Below are 17,575 nucleotides of genomic sequence, written 5' to 3'. Positions count from 1 at the left end.
CGGCACCGGCTTAAAACGGGTCGCCCTCATCATCCGAGTCGGTCTCATTGGGACCGCGCGCGGGTTTGAGCTTGATTTCTTCGAGGCGTTTACTGTTAAGATTTAAGTAGACGTTTTCGACGCGTACGTCGATTGCAGGCAAAATCTCGCCTGTTTGTTTAGACGTATAAGTGGCGGTGCGGGCGACATGGCCGGTAACGGTGACGGGCAACCCTTTTTGCAGGTTTGCGTGTAAAACATCAACGTCCTTGTTCCAATATGAGCAGTTATACCAAGTGGTACCGTCTGCCACATATTCCTCTTTACCATTTACAATTTGTTTTTTTCGTTTGGTTGAGGCAACGGAAAAACTCAAAACCTTGTATTGCTCGCCGTTACGTTCGCCTTCTTGGATTTTGATTCCGTCGCCGATATTGCCACGGATTTCAATTTTTACAGACATCACAAAATCTCCTGAATAATTGACCCAGGAGATCTGCGGATTTGAAATTTGGAATAAACTATCCCAAATTAAATAAATAAAGATAGGGTATAGTTATATTATCTCATTCAATAGCAGATGTCAAACATTTTTTTTGTTCCGACTGTGTCCAGTGGACACACCCGGCTGGTGATTCTAACTGTGTCCGGGGGGACACACTTAGCTGTTGGTTGCAAACTGTGTCCGGGGGACACACAGAGAGGCCGTCTGAAAATCTCAGACGGCCTCAAAAGCGGAATAAAGTCCCCTTTACTATGTTCTAGTGTTTACAAGCGTCTGGCATATCCGGTAGCAACCACCCTTTAAATTGCTGTTCATAACGTACACGTTCTTGACACCAAAACGCTAACTGTTCGCTATCATCGTTAGCCGCAGCTCGTGATGCCAAACTGTTTATCCCGTGCATAATTAAAACCCTGTCGTTATCTCCCAGCCGGTTCTCATCACCGACCAACTGTATGCCGCTATATACACCGAAAACCATCATCCAGGCCATCAGTATCAAAGTATTGTCCAGCTTTAAGTGACCGTATTGCCACTGATTCCCCACGGCATTGATTATCGTCGAAGTAAAACCTAGTACGAAGAATCCGCCACCCAGTAAATAGATTATCCATGTAGGAACATCGGCAATGCCGGTTGAGGTCATTAGAAGGTATGCCACAAAAAAAGTCATGCCTACGAACCATAGTACGGCCAATACTGCCATTGCCAACTTGAGATAAGCGATAAAACGCGGCAGAGGCCGCTCTGTTTTCAGTTCCTGCGACAGGTATTTTTCGTTGGTCATGATTTTATCCAGCAATACGGGTGTGTAGGGGTTATACACTCACAGTGAAAGAAATGCCGGTCTTTCCCGGCGGTCACGGCTTTAATGCTGCCGCTAGCACCGTGGTATAGTTATGGTTCCTCGTCCTATAACCAACCACGATAGGAACTAAAATGTCTGAATATGAAAGATTTTGATCACAAAGACCTTCAAAAGCGTTTCGATGCGCTAGCAGAAATCGTGACAGAACTTGTCGAACTTATGCCAATAATCAATGTAGATTGCGGAAATCCGGCCGAACCCGCACCAACTAAACAATTGGCTGTCATCAGGGAAAAACAGCAATTTCTTTTAAACAGCATCGGAAAAAAACTTAATGTTGTTCGACATGGGATAACTCTTTTTAAGTAACCAATCCCAGATATTGCATAAAGTTCTGTTCTAAACCCAAATATGATTTCAATCGGTTTAAACCATCATCACATTTGCCATCCAATGCCGTTTGGCACTTTTGATAAACCGACTGTTGAAGTTGGAATTCGGTTAAACCCTCCAAGCTGCCGTTTACATCCGGCAGCTTTTTATTTAAGTATTGGTTTGCCAGAATATAAAACTGTTTTGCCGTCATAAGCACATTTTCACGAGTTGGCGTAATGTTCAATTCTCCCATCATCCGCGAAATAACCTGTGAAAATTCAAAAATACAGCCGGCCACTGAGGCAGGTAATATTTCAGACGGCCTCTCGGCTGAAATCCATTCAAAAATTTGTTTTGTCTCATTTTGATTTTGCATAGTATCGCCTTTCAAATTTAATTGCCTAAGGTGTTCATTTCTAGCACTGTTGCTCAAAGTGTGTAGGGGCTACACACCCGGCTGGTGGTTCTCAACTGTGCCTGGGAGGCACACACCCTATCTGTTGTGCCGGCTTTCGCCAAAGTGTGTAGCCCCTACACACCCCAATAACCCGAGCCGGGCAGTTTATTCTCATCCGGTACCATTAACATGGCTTTTGGCAACATAGATTTTTCCAGGCTGGTAGATTGGAGCAATTGTGAGTTTAGATTGTGGTATTCGGTCAAGTTATCGATTTGCGATGAAAGCATTCTCGCCCGTAAGTAAAAATCTTTGCAGCCCTTAAACACCCACATATGCAATATAGTCTCCTCCACCGTAGCCTGCATCTGCTGGAGCAGAGGTTGCACGTCTTTCCATTGCGTCAGACTTTTATTCCGATAACAGAAACTCAGGTAAGGCAGATAGAATTTTTACGATCGTAGTGTTTCATGTTTTCGGACTTGTTATATTGGTACACGATCTTTAACGATAGGAAGAGGTATTTTCGCTGGAAAAGGTTTTTACACTCTTTCATGAAGGTATCGGCTTCTTTAATGAGTTGGAGCCACTCGTTTTCCAAACGGTTAATTTGCTGGGGCAGCTCTTCTCCCCCCCTTACCCTTAAAAGGCTTTTGTAGCTATCGGAAATATAGTGGACACTGAGATCCTGAAAAGTATCGAATTGTCTAGGCATTTTTCCCCTTTTTTATGTTACTGACTGTGTCCGGGGGACACACCTGTTTGCGGTTCCAGCTGTGCCCAGTGGGCACACTTGGCTGTTGGTTCCGACTGTATCCAGTGGATACACCCGGCTGTTGGTTTCAACTGTGCCCAGTGGGCACACTTGGCCGTTGGTTTCAAACTGTGCCTGGGGGGCACACCCAGATATTGGTTTTAAACTGTGCCCAGTGGGCACACTTGGCCGTTGGTTTCAACTGCGCCCAGTGGGCACACTTGGCCGTTGGTTTCAAACTGTGTCCGGGGGACACACCCGGCCGTTGGTTTTCAACTGTGCCCAGTGGGCACACTTGGCCGTTGGTTTTCAACTGTGCCCAGTGGGCACACCCGGCTGTTGGTTTCAACTGTGCCCAGTGGGCACACTTGGCTGTTGGTTTCAACTGTGCCCAGTGGGCACACTTGGCCGTTGGTTTCAAACTGTGTCCGGGGGACACACCCGGCCGTTGGTTTTCAACTGTGTCCAGTGGACACACTCGGCTGCTGTTTAAAGTGTGTAGGGGCTACACACTTTTCTGTCGGTTCTCAACCGTATATGGGTGACACACTCAGTGTTAGTTGTAGGTGTATCCCCCGGATACAGTCTTAACGAGAACCAGAGTTTGTTATTCTCCGGCATCTGATTTCTGAATACTGTTCTCTTCCACTATCAACCCATGTTTACGGGCGTATTCTATAAGTTGTTGAGTAGCTTCCTGTGAAAATGGATTTTTCAGGTTTCCGCTTTTCAGTTTGACTTCATAGCTGAGAATTTCCGGTGTTAATGGCTCTACCATTTTTACTTTGACGGCCATGCTGAGTTTTTCGCCGATTTCACCGTCAACGTCGTTCAATAAATCCGAACACCGACATTTAATTTCTTTTAACGAGCGGATTTTCATGGCCCGGTGATACACATTTTGATTGAATATACGACAGGAACTTGAAACGTGTTTTTTCAGTTCGAAAACGGAATCGAAACCGGTTGCTTCTACACTTTCCTCGTTGAGTTCAATTTTCTTGTTCAAGTAGATGTAGCAGTAACGCATGAGTTCATCGTACATAGTCAGCAGTTCAAGCAATTGAAAACCCAGATTAGCTACGCGCACAGGAATTTTTATCGTATCTTTGTTGACACGCAAACTGACATGAATACCTGTCTGATTGATTTTATCCAGTTGGTTTTTCAGTATCTGTATTTGTGCTCGCAGGTGTTTTATAAGCGTGTCAAGTTCTGTCTCAATTGCAAATAAAGCAGCATAGGCGAAAGGATTATTATTTCGAGCTTCATTCCATATTTGAATGCTGAGCGGAATAACGTACTGAATGCCGGCGTATCGCTTATTGCCTAATTTCTTATCATTCTTACCCGTCCAAAGACATACGGCATCTTTGGTATGCAACTCGATGAAATCCTGTTCTTCGTCCGTAAGATTGCCTACGGCACCGAAGCTCTCGTCTTCGGAAGTGTAAATTTCATAGTTATCGAGATTGATTTGTTCGGGTTTGATTCGAGAGCGTAGCCGCCCATTTGAGTGGTTGCGGTGAATGTGCCTACGAAGCAGCATAGAGTGGTATTTAAAGTTTTGAACACTGGCGTAATTTTCGTCGTCTTCGGAGACATACACGGCACCGGTTGCCAAAATGCCCAGTCTTTCTTTCTCTCCCTGCCAATCATAGCGGTCACTAAAATAAGATTTATCAGTTGTCGGGAACTCGGTAGTTGTTCCGCGAATGCCGGTATCTGCACCGGCTTTTATAGAACGAGCTTGAATAATGATTTGTTGTTTTACCAAACGGCGGTCCCATTTGGAAACCGGCTGCTCTACATTTGTTGCGGTCATAGTAGTTCTCCTATAAGTAATTGGGGTTCCAAACTGTATCCGGGGGATACACCCGGTTTGTTGGTTTCAAGTGTGTAGGGGCTACACACCAGGTTTGTTGGTTTCAAGTGTGTAGGGGCTACACACCCGGTTTGTTGGTTTCAAGTGTGTAGGGGCTACACACCCGGTTTGTTGGTTTCAAGTGTGTAGGGGCTACACACCCGGTTTGTTGGTTTCAAGTGTGTAGGGGCTACACACCCGGTTTGTTGGTTTCAAGTGTGTAGGGGCTACACACCCGGCTGTTGGTTCCAAACTGTATCCGGGGGATACACCCGGCTGTTGGTTCCAAACTGTATCCGGGGGATACACCCGGCTGGTTGTTCAAACCGTATCCAGTGGACACACTTAGCTGGTTGTTCAAACTGTGTCCAGTGGATACACTTAGCTGGTTGTTCAAACTGTATCCAGTGGATACACTTATTGTTTACTTCCGACTGTGCCTTTTTTTAAATATTCACGTAATGCAGCTCTGCTTTCTTCAGCGGTTTGCAGGCAGTTTTTTTCTTCGTTAAATTTTGGTCTAAGACTTTTTTCGTAGTTAGCCCTGTTGCGCTCAGTGTTTTCACGTTGTCGTCGATATTGCTTGGCTCTGGTAGGTTCAAACTCGCCCTTTGCTGCATTTTTTGTAATGCCGACAATGTACGATAGAGGGTTTTTGATGTTTTTTCCCCCAGCTCCGGTTTCATCCAAAATCTGTTGATAAGTTTCCAAATCAGCGTTGGGCAAATACTGGTTGAATATTTTGAGCACCGAAGATTTGTCTTCGTGGTGGATATTCGGTGGAAACACTAAATCTGAAAATTTACCGACAGCCACAAATGCTCGTGCTTGCTGTTCTTGGTTTAAACATTTATCAACAACCACTACCACATCATTGTGACCGTTCTCGGAATGTTCGGACTGTTCATGGCTGTTTGTAGTAGTTGTAATAGAAAAAACCGTAGGTTTTTTATATATAAGGGAGTTGCAGGATTCAGCACTTGCCAAACCCGAAGATGCAGGATTCAGCACTTGCGGAGTTGCAGGTTTAGCGATGTTGCCGCAGTTTTCAGAAAAGGTTGATTGCGGCAGTAAGGACTGTTGCTGCATTTCCGGATGAGCAGCATGTGGTTTAACCGATTGGCTCAGTTTCGGAAGGCGCACACGTTGTTTCAACAATTGCATCAGCAGCAGCCCGTCCGGGTGTGTAAAGATGCGGGCATTGCGAAGATAGTGTGCTTCAACAATCAAACCATGGTGCTTCAAAAATTTACGGGCGCGATTTTGAGTGGTTCGGGTGATAAAGGTGCGGTTCTCCCACTCAAGCATAGTAGCGGTACTGAACAACCGTTGCCGTTTGAACAGCTTTGATGTTTCGGAACCGTTCTTGGCACAGTTGCGTAAGATATCGCTGAGCATGATGGCTATATAAATATCGCCGGTCATCTGAACGAGAGACATGTGGTAAACCACGGAATCGCTGAAATAGATGCGGAAAAAATCCAATTCCTGTTTGCGCCAGTCTTCCAAGGTAATTTGGGACATATTCTGAACACCAAACTGGGCGCAGACGGCCTTACAAATTGCGTCAATATTGATCTTGAATGCAAGGTTGCGGCCTTGGCCGAAAAAACCGGTTTGAATGAATCCGAGCTTTTTGAGATCGTCCTTGCATTTACGCTGCTCTGTTTTAGTCAGGCCTGTTTCATATTCCGTCTGTTGGATGCTTTTAAAAATCCAGCCATCCCTTTGTTCCACTTCGGTGCCGACGCGCAGCCAATAAAGCAACTGCGACAGGAAGGCGGCAGTTTTAATGTCATTACCGGTAATTTGGATCAAACTGCGGTGAATGGATACGCGTCGCCCTGCCTGCAACATTTTCCAGCATTGCATGAGCGTTTTGTTGTATTCTTCCGGAGACATTACCGCAGTCGGACTGAATGTATTCTTGGTGGGAAACATCCTGTATAACCCTTATACATACTCATGAACGTAGGCGTAAGTCAGTTCACCGTAGGCTTTGTAATTAATACGATAACGAAGCATATTGAGTTCTTTTATTAACACAACCTGCAATAATTCAAAGTTTGAAAGCTTTTTTATAGAGTTATATTGCTCAACTTCCGAATAGCCTGATAGATTGTTCTTTTGCTCGCTGTCGTGATCCTGCCAAGTGCTAAAATTTCCGGAAGCATCAAGGCTGTTCTGCTCCTGTAAATCTCGGATACTCATATGAAACTTGATCGTTGAGAAAATCAACACATCAGTCATATTCATTCCCTTATCCAACATGGCAGCCGCTGTGATACGGTCTACCGGGATGAGTGGAGCATTGTTTGAAATCTCGCCATGGGCATCGGAAAAAGCTTTTTCATCCAAGGAGTAGGAGACCACACCGGATTTTCTGCTGCTTTTCAAATATCCGAGCTTTTTTAGCAACCTGCGGATAGTGTGCCAACGAGCCATACTGAAGCCGAATTGATGCGACATATCATCATCATTCAATTCGATGCTTTCGCCGTAACGGCAATGGCTGACAAACCATGACAGCCAATAAGCGGCATAGGTGTCACCAACCAATTGTGCATAGGATGGCTGGTACAGGATTTCTTTTTCAAAAAGCAAACCGAGTAGGGCATTGGCGTGAATACCCTGATCCTCTGCGCTCAGCTGCGGATATTGAAAAAGTGACAAATTCATTTCTTCTTCCATATTTATTTCTCAAGCGTCGCGGGATACAGCATACTCAAATCGTAATTGGGGAATGCTTCCTGTAACTGTCTCAGTCGGTTATATTGATTGAGTTCGACTTTAACGACGGCTTTCCAAAAATTGATGACATCCAGCTTCACTTCTTCCGGCAAAGCCCTGTTTCTGCCTACCTTTACAGGACAGGCAGTGTCATAACGGATTTTTTTAATCTCCAGTTCGCTGACTCTGGTACAAGTTTCGCGGATACAGGCATTTGATGCACCGTTGCGGACAAGCCAGCGTGCCTCTTCAAGTTGCTTTTGATGTTTTTTCTTCAGCAACTCGTCTTCTTCGAGGATTTGCTGAATAGTTTGCATATGGTATAAAACACTTATGGCCTTTGATTTAGCGATTTGCGGATACAGTTTTGCCTTTTCATCGGCACTCATTTCGCCAAGCTTGATGAAAACATCCCTATACTTCTTAGGCGTAAGCGGATTCAGGCTCTCTATGTCTTTTGTTGTTGGTTTGGCCAATATATCCAAAAGCATACGGGTCAATTCAGTCTCATTTTGGATTTGAATTTGATGTTGGTTCCCGGCTTGATTTTGCTTGCTGTGTATAGCAACTACAATGTTGTTATTTTCCATCATGATTTTTCTCCCAATTACTCGTTTTTATAATGGCTCAATTGGCATCGGCTTCCATGTAATCGATATTGTCTCCGCCATTTGCTTCCAGCTCTGCGCAAAAACGAAGAAAATCCGTATAGGCCGACAATGCAGCTTGCTCTGTGTAACGAACTCAAAAAATAGCCATTGAGAACGTTCCTTATACATTGCAAAATTGAGAATGCCGTTGAACGTTTGTTCTTTAGTAATTTCGGAGGCTCGGTTTTCTTTGAACAATTGTCCTTGAATTCCGGGTTTATCAAAGGGATTGTGATTATTGGGTAAAGTTTGAAAACCATCCCATAATGCATCTTCGGAACTGATTACCCACAGGTAGTGGTAAACCGCTCCGGCAGCAGGATGCAAGCAATTAATATAGCCGTTTAAAATTTCGGGATTGAAGTTACTGGCCAAAGGTTCTTGATTGCAGTTGGGCAACCCGAGTAAAAAGCCATAAGGCATATTGAGGTCTATAATCAGGTACTTTTCCAAGTTGACACATTCGAGCAGACGTCTGACTGAAGTAATCAGGTCTTCCTGAATAGCATCACGGGTGCGCTCTAAACTGATATCGGAATGAAATATCCGCCGCGGTGTCGTTTTCTCTAGGGGAAGATAGATTGCCCGGGATGATTGTGCCGCCAGCCGGATCGACCGGCTGCCGACCCACGCTGTCGCTCTGAGGCCTGTCTGTTCCTGAGTTAAGATTGCTTTTATTGGCAGTCAGGCCGTCTGAATTTGCAGAATTTTCGGATTTTGAAGTTGCAGCAGGTCTAAGCTTTGGTTCATTTTTTTCTAGCTCAGTTTTTTCTTGTGATAACTGTTGGGGCAGGGGAGTAGAGTGGGGTGTTTTTGATTCACCACCATCAACTTTGATGTCAAATTCTGCTGCAAAGCGTTCATTAATGAATTGCTGCAAAGCTGGAACATCCAAATCATCTGTATCGGCGTTGATATTGCTCCAGTTTTCTAGGCAATTGTTCCAAAAGAATTGAAATGCTTCCTCGTCCGTTTTGCCCTCATTCTTGTAAACCAAGTCCAAATCGTTGTAAGTTTTACGCAAATCTGATGCTTTTGGAATTGACAAATAAATGCACAGGCTACCTAAAGCCTGAAGTGTATCAGCAGCGAATAAATAGACAGACAATTTTGAAAAAGAGGTCTTAGTTATCCCTTTGTTGACAAATTTATCTGCCAAATGCCGTAACCCAATTGATTTACCCTCGGCATCTTGGAACAAATCACGTCTTTTCGCATAGGCGTAAGCTTTGTCCCAAAAAAACATATCTGAGCGTTGCTCGTTTTCAATGAGATGGGCATCCAATAGGTCTTCATCGGATGTATATTCGACGTAAATTGCAGGAATCTTACTGAACCTATCGTCACCTGTTTCTGACAATAGTTGTTGCAGGCAAAGCAAACGGGAATTGCCTCCTCTCGCCAGCATATAACGGTCAGATCCGGGAGGCGTGGTAACGTATACAGGTTGCTGCACACCAACTTCACGGATAGATTCTTTCAGATGTTCGAATTCTTCAGAGTCGTGAATGCGGCGCGGATTCCATTTAAAAAAATCAATCTCGGACACAGGCACAGTCATAGAAAAGCCGGAGGGCAGGGTAGGGGTTTTACCTATATCCATTTTTGACTGAGACGGGTTTGCAGCCAATATACTGGCTGCAACAACACCCATATCGAGCTTGTTAGTCATGAGTATCCTCCTTATCCGCATTCTCGGGATTGACATACTCAGGCAATAAGTTGCTCAATTCATTGAAAAACTTAGGTTTATTATCGATACAAAACAACTCATGGACCAAATCAAGCATGATTTGTAACGCCGGCTCACTTTTACCCAGGTGTTCGCGCTCGATGCAATGAACAGGTTTTTGAAGAGTGGCAGCTTCTTTAAAAGCTTTCTGTGCCGGAATAATAGTGTTCAATAATTTTTGATTTCCATCCAAGAAGTTGACTTTAAAATAATTTTTAACTTCCTCGGAAATCATACGAGAGTCGCGGATACGATCTTGTGCGTATATGAGTGCCTTCATTGGAGGCACTTTTAAATTCATCACCGCACTATGACGGATACGGTTTAAAGACTCTTGGGTGCCGCTAATAAATTCGCGGACACTCAGAACATCCGGTTTAATAGGGGTCAGTAAAACCGTTGATGCCAATGCGACAGCGTCCTGAACGGGGCCAACTGCACCTTGCGTGTCAAACAAAATGAAATCATAAGACTTATCAAAAAACGGCATGACGAGCTTAGACATCACCAAAAAAGCACGGTCGATACGTTCATCAACGCGGCGACGTACGTCATCTTTAAAGTCGTTGGATAAGATAATGTCTAAATTAGGAAATACTGTTTTGGAGATAACGGACCGCATCAAATCGGTAGAATTTTCACCCAAAAGAAACTCTACAATGCCATTAGGCGCTTTGTGATGCAGTTTGAAATATTTTGAAACTGATGCCTGTGGATCAGCATCAATAATCAGAACACGGAAACCCATGTCTGCAAGGATGGCACCGAGGTTAGCTACAATAGTAGTTTTTCCGATACCTCCTTTGGTACCGATTACACCGACTGAAACGGACATAATGCAACCTTTCGCAAAATAAAAATCCCATATCAGACTATTTCTCTCGGTATCAACTCTACCACATTTCGCATAATCATAATTATGTTAAATTTTAGATTGCAGCCCTAATTGGCGTGAGGTTGGTAAACAGGTTGCCGTTTTTATCGAGCACGCCGGCAGTGTTGCTCATCATCAAAAGTTTTTCTGCATCCAATTCGGCATTGATATTAAAGGCTTCGCCGTTGCTGTCGACACCGATAGGGACAACCACGGGAATATGGCCGTAAGCGATGATGCTTTTAACCAACGAGCAGTCGATGCTTTCCAGCACGCCCACTTGACCGATGTCCACACTGCTGCACTCTGGCGCATCGATAAACAGTTTTTTAGCCCAGATAAAATTACTGTCGCAGCCGGTAACGCCCACGGCTTTGCCGCCGTATTGATTGAGCAGCGATACAATTTCTTTGTTTACATGACCGCCCACCAGCACCATCTCCACAATATCCATGGTTTCACTGTCGGTAACCCGCATCCCCTGCATAAATGTGCCTTCTTTGCCCCCTATTGAGCATATCGTTAATCTGCAGGCCTCCTCCGTCCACGCGATCACGGGGTTGATACCCACCAGCTTCAGCAGCGCCATATCTTTGGCAAACCCCTCTTTCAACTACGGATTGTTCATGGCATTGCTCCCGTATTTGATAACGATATTTTGCCGGAGAAACGGCGGATATACGGCAAAGTTTCCGATAAGATTTCAGCCTTTTTCGCTGCATCGGCATACTGCATATTAATCATGTTTTTTCATTTAAATCATTGATTTAATATGACATATGTTATACCTGTCCGAAAAAATAAGCCTGCATAGAAACCCACGATAATTCCGCAGTTCACAAACAATCTGGAATTTTTGGAAACCTTTTATGAAAAAATTATCCGCACTCATCTTCACCGGCCTCACATTGGGCACCGCCTTCTCCGTGCAGGCCGAAACCCGCGTCATTATTGACACCAATATGGGTAAAATCGAGCTGGCACTGGACGAAAAAAAGACCGGAAACCGTAGCCAATTTTACTGCTTATGTAAACAAAGGTTTTTTTCCACCGCGTTATCAATGGCTTCATGATTGAGGACGGCGGCTTTAAGCCGGATATGACTCAAAAAGCCACTGAAAAAGCCATTGTCAATGAAGCTGATAATGGTCTGAAAAATACCGCCGGCACCATTGCCATGGTGCGCACGACCAATCCGAATTCTGCCACCAGCCAATTTTTCATCAACGTGGCCGACAACGACTTCTTAAACTTTAAAAATAAAAACGGTTCAAGGTTACGGCTACGCCGTATTCGGCAGAGTGGTTTCCGGCATGGACGTGGTCAATCTATGCCGGACAGCTTGCATTGTCTGCCGAAATAACGGCTGCGTGATTCTCGGGCATGCTTAAGAACGGCACGGTTTACTGTGTATTTGGATATTACGGCGGATACACATGCAGGACGTTTTGGGTTTGAAAAAACAGTAGGCCGCTGTTTGATTTTATTTGGCAGCAAACCTCAGACCGTTTGAAAAACTTTTCAGACGGCCTAGTTTAAGGGCTGTACTAGCTTAGCAGATATGCCCCTCCAAAAATAAAAATAACACCCTGCAAATTAAAGAAAAAAGTGCAAAAATAACTGCTGCGTTTTGCGTGCTTCAAGTTACTGCCGTTCCGCTGTCAATATTTTTGGCATCCATCCCAATTCGGCGGCATTGTTCTACTGCAAAATCCGCCAAGTTATCAACCATTATTTGTTGCCGGCCGTCAACGGGATTTTTCACGGTTGCGTTGAGTCAAGCGAAAGTTATTCCAGTGACAGACGCAAAGGCAGACGCGGACGCGGTACGGCAGGAAAAGTTGTCATCTCCGGCATTTTGAAACGGCACACTCAGGTTGATACGGTTGTAGCTGGCAATGCCGAATCCGAGGCATTAATGCTTGTAATCAAAAAGAAAATCATGCCGGACAGTATCGTTTATACGGACAGCCGGAGTAGTTGCGATACTTTGAGTGTGAACAGTTTTACCCATCACCGCATTAACCGTTCCAAGAGGTTTGCCGACCACAGAAACTATAAAAACCATCAACGGCATCGGGAATTTTCGGAATCAAGCCAAGCGAGTGCTACGTAAATACAACGGAATCAACCGAAAGTCTTTTCCCCCTATTCTTGAAAGAATGCGGGTTTCGTTTTAACTTTGGCACACCAAGTGAGCAGTTGAAAATCTTGCGGGATTGGTGTGGTATTTAGGGCTAATCTACTTCAGCCCCTTTCTTTTTTATCGTAAATTAAATTTAAGATAGAACAAAGTGGTAGACCACAGGCAATACGGGCACATTAAACTGATTCTATTTCTATTGTAGTTCTTTAATTTATTTATGATCCCGTTGTGCTCAATCGGCTTACAAACCTTTTCTTCGGGCTGGTGCTATAGCAAAAACTGAGTGGATTGACTATAATCCTGCCTCTTCTTTCAGACGGCCTATCTCCATGAAGCTCAACCCCCAGCAGCTGCAAGCTGTGGAATATCTTGGCGGGCCGCTGCTGGTGCTGGCGGGTGCAGGCAGTGGGAAAACCGGCGTAATCACCCAGAAAATCAAATATTTGATTACCAATATAGGCTATTCGCCGCATCATGTGGCGGCCATCACGTTCACCAATAAGGCTGCCCGTGAAATGCAGGAGCGCGTAGGTAGAATGTTGCCGAAAAAAAGCACGCGTGGGCTGACTGTCTGTACTTTCCACTCGCTCGGTATGCGCATTCTGCGTGAAGAAGCGCTGCATATCGGTTATAAAAAGAATTTTTCGATACTCGATGGCACCGACAGTGCCAAAATCCTCAACGAATTGTTGGGCGGCACCGGCAAAGAGGCCTTATATAAGACCCAACACCGGATTTCTTTGTGGAAAAACGATTTAAAAACGCCAGAAGACATTATTCAGACGGCCTCCAACGAATGGGACAGGCAAACGGCCGCTGTTTATGCCGGCTATCAGGCTACACTGGAACACTATCAGGCGGTGGATTTTGATGACTTGATCCGTCTGCCCGCCCTACTGCTGCAGCAAAACAACGAGGTACGCCGCAAATGGCAACTTCGCCTGCGTTATCTGCTGGTGGACGAGTGCCAAGATACCAACACCTGCCAATATACCTTAATGAAACTCTTAACCGGTGTCGAAGGCATGTTCACCGCTGTGGGCGATGACGATCAATCCATCTACGCTTGGCGCGGTGCCAATATGGAAAACCTGCGCCAAATGCAGGCCGATTATCCGCAGATGAAAGTGATTAAGCTCGAGCAGAATTACCGCTCCACCGCGCGGATTCTAAAAGTGGCCAACAAAGTGATTGAAAACAACCCCAAATTGTTTAAAAAAACCTTGTGGTCGCAATTCGGTATGGGGGAGCACATCAAAGTCGTGGCCTGCCGGCACGAACAGCACGAAGCCGAATGGGTAGTGGGTCAGATTGTGAAACAAAAACTCATGGGCGGCGACAAAACCCGTTATGCCGATTTCGCCGTACTCTACCGCGGCAACCATCAGGCACGCATATTTGAAGAAGCCCTGCGCAGCGCGCGCGTTCCCTATCAACTTTCAGGCGGCCAGAGTTTTTTCGACAAAGCCGAAATCAAAGACGTGCTCGCCTATATCCGCCTCTTGGCCAACCCCGGCGACGACCCGGCCTTCCTTCGCGCCGCCACCACGCCCAAACGCGGCATCGGCGAAGCCACATTGGGCAAGCTCAATGCCTATGCCCAACAACACGGATGCAGCCTTTATGAAGCCGCCTTAAGCGGAGAGGCGCAGTCTGCACTCGCCGCCGCCAACCGCGAACATCTGCAACAGTTTGTCGCCCTGATGGAAAACTACCGCGCCCACGCAGAACACAATGATGCCGGCGAACTCATCACCAATCTCTTGAACGACATCGCTTACGAAGCGCATTTGTTAAACAACGAAGAAGGCAAAGCGGGCGAAAGCAAATGGCGCAACGTGTGCGATTTAACCGACTGGCTGGCGAAAAAAAGCAGGCAAGACGGCAAAAACATTATGGAAATCGCACAGACCATTGCGCTGATGACGCTGTTGGAAGGCAAAAACGAAGAAGAAGCTGATGCAGTCAAACTTTCCACCCTACATGCCGCAAAAGGGCTGGAGTATCCGTATGTATTTCTGGTGGGCTGCGAAGAAGGCATGCTGCCCCACGCCGACAGCATCAAAGAAAGCAATGTAGAAGAAGAGCGGCGGCTGATGTATGTGGGCATCACCCGCGCCAAACACCGGCTCACAATCACCCACTGTATCAAACGCAAACGCCAAGGCACCTGGCAGTTTCCCGAACCCAGCCGCTTTATCGGCGAGATGCCCCAGGAAGATTTGAAAATCCTAGGCCGCAAAGGAGGTGCCCCCATCGTGAGCAAAGAAGAAGGCAGAAGCAATTTGGCCGGCCTGCAGGCCATGCTGGCGGCTAAAACCCAAAAAGAATAACGGTGGCGGCAACCACCCTGCCCAAACATCAATCCGTGGCTTTTGCAAAACTCAAATGCAACATTCCAAAACATCACAACAAGTTTCTTTAACCGCGTCCGTGCAGGCAAAGACTCTGTTTGTGTTTTATCAATTATTAAAATAAAAACCGGTTGGCTTTCATCCGGAACCCTGCCCGCACCAACGGCAGACAATCAATATTTCAGACGGCTCCAACTCACTCTGTCAACACCACGGATTTTCTAACACCGGTTTTCAGGCACAGCATCGTTCAGACGGCCTGCTTTGATGCGTGTCAAAACAAACGGCGGCCACGCCGTAAAACACCGGTTAATCTGCTCCGCCAACTTGTTTTCCGGCGTAAAAATAGGTAATAATGCAACACCTTTCCAAACAGCAACGATTCTGCCGTTGCATCTCCTAATATCCCAATAATCAAGAAAGCACGAAAACATGGCGTTAATCGTACAAAAATACGGAGGTACCTCGGTAGGCTCCACCGAACGCATCAAAAACGTGGCCAAACGTATTGCCAAAACCCGTGCCGAAGGGCACGATGTAGTGGTGGTGGTATCCGCCATGAGCGGCGAAACCAACCGCTTGGTGGCATTGGCGCACGAAATGCAAAACCTGCCCGACCCGCGCGAGCTTGATGTGGTTTTGGCAACCGGCGAACAAGTTACCATCGGCCTGCTTGCCATGGCTCTGAAAGACATCGGCGTGCCTGCCAAGAGCTACACAGGCTGGCAGATTGCCGTAAAAACCGATGCCGCCCACACCAAAGCACGCATCGAAAGCATCGATGATGAAGCCATACACGCCGATTTGAAAGCAGGCCATGTCGTGATTGTAGCCGGCTTTCAGGGCGTAAGCAGCCAGGGCAACATTACCACACTCGGACGCGGCGGCTCCGACACTTCCGCCGTTGCCATGGCCGCCGCACTCAAAGCCCAAGAATGCCAAATTTACACGGACGTTGACGGCGTTTACACCACCGATCCCCGCGTAGTGCCCGAAGCGCGCCGCCTAGACACCGTTACCTTTGAAGAAATGCTCGAGCTGGCCAGCCTGGGTTCAAAAGTACTGCAAATCCGCTCGGTTGAATTTGCCGGCAAATACAAAGTGCGCCTGCGCGTGTTGAGCAGCCTTCAAGAAGGCGGCAACGGCACACTAATCACCTTTGAAGAGGACAACAACATGGAAAGAGCAGCCGTATCCGGTATTGCATTCGACAAAAACCAAGCCCGCATCAATGTGCGGGGCGTGCCCGACAAACCCGGCGTGGCCTACCAGATTTTAGGCGCAGTGGCCGCAGCCAACATAGAAGTGGACATGATTATTCAAAACGTGGGAGCCGAAGGCACCACCGACTTCTCGTTCACCGTGCCTCACGGCGACTACAAACCCGTTTTGGAATCCCTCAACAGCCTGCAAGACAGCATCGGAGCAGCAGAAATCGACGGCGACGACACCGTGTGCAAAGTTTCCATCGTGGGCCTAGGCATGCGCTCGCATGTGGGTGTAGCCTCAAAAATGTTCCGCACACTGGCCGAAGAAGGCATCAATATCCAAATGATTTCTACTTCTGAAATCAAAGTCTCTGTATTAATAGACGAGAAATACATGGAACTGGCCACCCGTGTGCTACACAAAGCATTCGAGCTAACCTGATTTTCCAGCTTGATTGGAGTGAATACAAAACAGATAGTGTATGAAACATCAATATGGCGGCCTTGACAACATGCGATAAAAATACCCAGTATAAGGTATTGCAATACATTACAACACGTAGCACACATTTGCCATGCTGAATCTAATGGCTAGAGCGAGTCCCATGTGAGCAACTCTTCAGCTAAGGCGTACCAGTATAAAAATGCTGATTAAATATTATTAACAATAGGTAAATGACAGAAAAACAGTAGAAAAAATTAAGATAAAAAGTCTGTATGTGCCAATAATGTACCAAATAAAACAGCCAAAGCACATACCCCACGTTTTGGTGGCTGCATTGATTGCTTGCATCAATTTGCCTTTATTCCCGCCTATCAGCATGAAAATAATGGTATTGCTGCGCATCGTGTAGTAAAGGCGGTACGGCAGCCGCGCCGCCGCAATGCCTGCCTGAATTATCGAACAATGATTGTTTGCAAGATGTGGTCTAATAATTCTGTTCTGCTGTTTCATCTACAACGGGGTAAATCTGCCGCTTTGATGTGGGGAAAGCCTGATTAATGCGCGGGTCTGCGGGTTGCCTATGTAGCTATCCAAGGCATTCAGCAGGCGGCCTATTTCGGGGGTTTGTAACGGTTCGGTAATGCTCTTGATTGACTACGGCCAGCTCTTCCCGCAATTCGGCGGCAGGGTTAAATCTGAAAACCTGATTAACTACGCCATACACTTTGTGGGCGGTGTCGTTTTTCCCTTGCCC

Annotated in this window: 13 protein-coding genes and 3 pseudogenes; 5 read left to right on the top strand and 11 right to left on the bottom strand. The window is 46.1% G+C overall.

All coding sequences use genetic code 11. From position 1 onward, the window contains the following. Nucleotides 1-10: 10 nt before the first annotated feature. Both H7A79_RS03885 and H7A79_RS03880 read right to left on the bottom strand, forming a co-directional pair. Nucleotides 11-442, bottom strand: coding sequence for a single-stranded DNA-binding protein (locus H7A79_RS03885; protein WP_187001106.1), 432 nt, complete (start codon nucleotides 440-442; stop codon nucleotides 11-13). 298 nt (nucleotides 443-740) lie between these two features. After that, nucleotides 741-1,271, bottom strand: a complete 531-nt coding sequence (locus tag H7A79_RS03880) for a hypothetical protein (RefSeq protein WP_187001105.1) — start codon at nucleotides 1,269-1,271, stop codon at nucleotides 741-743. Between the two features lie 162 nt (nucleotides 1,272-1,433). Between H7A79_RS03880 and H7A79_RS03875 the strand changes: the two genes are divergently transcribed. Beyond that, nucleotides 1,434-1,661: a hypothetical protein gene (locus H7A79_RS03875; RefSeq protein ID WP_187001104.1), complete on the top strand. Its 228-nt coding sequence runs from the start codon at nucleotides 1,434-1,436 to the stop codon at nucleotides 1,659-1,661. On the opposite strand, the gene H7A79_RS03870 is transcribed toward H7A79_RS03875, so the two are convergent. From H7A79_RS03870 to argB, 9 genes and pseudogenes are all read right to left on the bottom strand, one after another. Continuing rightward, nucleotides 1,654-2,058, bottom strand: a complete 405-nt coding sequence (locus H7A79_RS03870; protein WP_214646410.1) for a hypothetical protein — start codon at nucleotides 2,056-2,058, stop codon at nucleotides 1,654-1,656. The two genes, H7A79_RS03875 and H7A79_RS03870, sit on opposite strands and share 8 nt — an antisense overlap. Nucleotides 2,059-3,425: 1,367 nt before the next feature. After that, the gene (locus H7A79_RS03865; protein WP_187001102.1) at nucleotides 3,426-4,643 is read right to left on the bottom strand and encodes an AcaB family transcriptional regulator; all 1,218 of its coding nucleotides are present in this window, start codon (nucleotides 4,641-4,643) and stop codon (nucleotides 3,426-3,428) included. Nucleotides 4,644-5,099: 456 nt separating this feature from the next. Further along, a complete protein-coding gene (locus H7A79_RS03860; RefSeq protein ID WP_187001101.1) occupies nucleotides 5,100-6,623 on the bottom strand; it encodes a hypothetical protein in 1,524 nt (507 codons plus the stop codon). Between the two features lie 12 nt (nucleotides 6,624-6,635). Further along, entirely contained in the window at nucleotides 6,636-7,373 is a 738-nt protein-coding gene (locus tag H7A79_RS03855) for a hypothetical protein (RefSeq protein ID WP_187001100.1), read from the bottom strand. Nucleotides 7,374-7,375: 2 nt separating this feature from the next. Continuing rightward, nucleotides 7,376-8,005, bottom strand: a complete 630-nt coding sequence (locus tag H7A79_RS03850) for a hypothetical protein (RefSeq protein ID WP_187001099.1) — start codon at nucleotides 8,003-8,005, stop codon at nucleotides 7,376-7,378. 24 nt (nucleotides 8,006-8,029) lie between these two features. Then, nucleotides 8,030-8,515: a hypothetical protein gene (locus tag H7A79_RS03845; protein WP_187001098.1), complete on the bottom strand. Its 486-nt coding sequence runs from the start codon at nucleotides 8,513-8,515 to the stop codon at nucleotides 8,030-8,032. Nucleotides 8,516-8,570: 55 nt separating this feature from the next. Beyond that, entirely contained in the window at nucleotides 8,571-9,734 is a 1,164-nt protein-coding gene (locus H7A79_RS03840; RefSeq protein WP_187001097.1) for a ParB N-terminal domain-containing protein, read from the bottom strand. Further along, nucleotides 9,727-10,629, bottom strand: a complete 903-nt coding sequence (locus tag H7A79_RS03835; RefSeq protein WP_187001096.1) for a ParA family protein — start codon at nucleotides 10,627-10,629, stop codon at nucleotides 9,727-9,729. Before H7A79_RS03835 ends, H7A79_RS03840 begins: the two co-directional genes overlap by 8 nt. A 106-nt stretch (nucleotides 10,630-10,735) precedes the next feature. Continuing rightward, nucleotides 10,736-11,412: pseudogene (argB, locus tag H7A79_RS03830) on the bottom strand (acetylglutamate kinase); the annotation flags it as partial. A gap of 125 nt (nucleotides 11,413-11,537) precedes the next feature. On the opposite strand from argB, the pseudogene H7A79_RS03825 reads away from it, so the two are divergent. The 4 genes and pseudogenes from H7A79_RS03825 to H7A79_RS03810 all read left to right on the top strand — a co-directional run. Then, a pseudogene (locus tag H7A79_RS03825) lies at nucleotides 11,538-11,993 on the top strand (peptidylprolyl isomerase); the annotation flags it as partial. Nucleotides 11,994-12,243: 250 nt separating this feature from the next. Then, nucleotides 12,244-12,903, top strand: a pseudogene (locus tag H7A79_RS03820) (IS1595 family transposase). A gap of 240 nt (nucleotides 12,904-13,143) precedes the next feature. Continuing rightward, a complete protein-coding gene (gene rep / locus H7A79_RS03815) occupies nucleotides 13,144-15,147 on the top strand; it encodes a DNA helicase Rep (RefSeq protein WP_187001095.1) in 2,004 nt (667 codons plus the stop codon). A gap of 453 nt (nucleotides 15,148-15,600) precedes the next feature. After that, entirely contained in the window at nucleotides 15,601-16,818 is a 1,218-nt protein-coding gene (locus H7A79_RS03810; RefSeq protein WP_187001094.1) for an aspartate kinase, read from the top strand. Nucleotides 16,819-17,575 lie beyond the last annotated feature (757 nt).

The organism is Neisseria musculi (assembly GCF_014297595.2).
GTDB lineage: Bacteria > Pseudomonadota > Gammaproteobacteria > Burkholderiales > Neisseriaceae > Neisseria > Neisseria musculi.
Note: the sequence above shows the minus strand (reverse complement) of the source record. Positions and strands in the feature narration are given on the sequence as shown.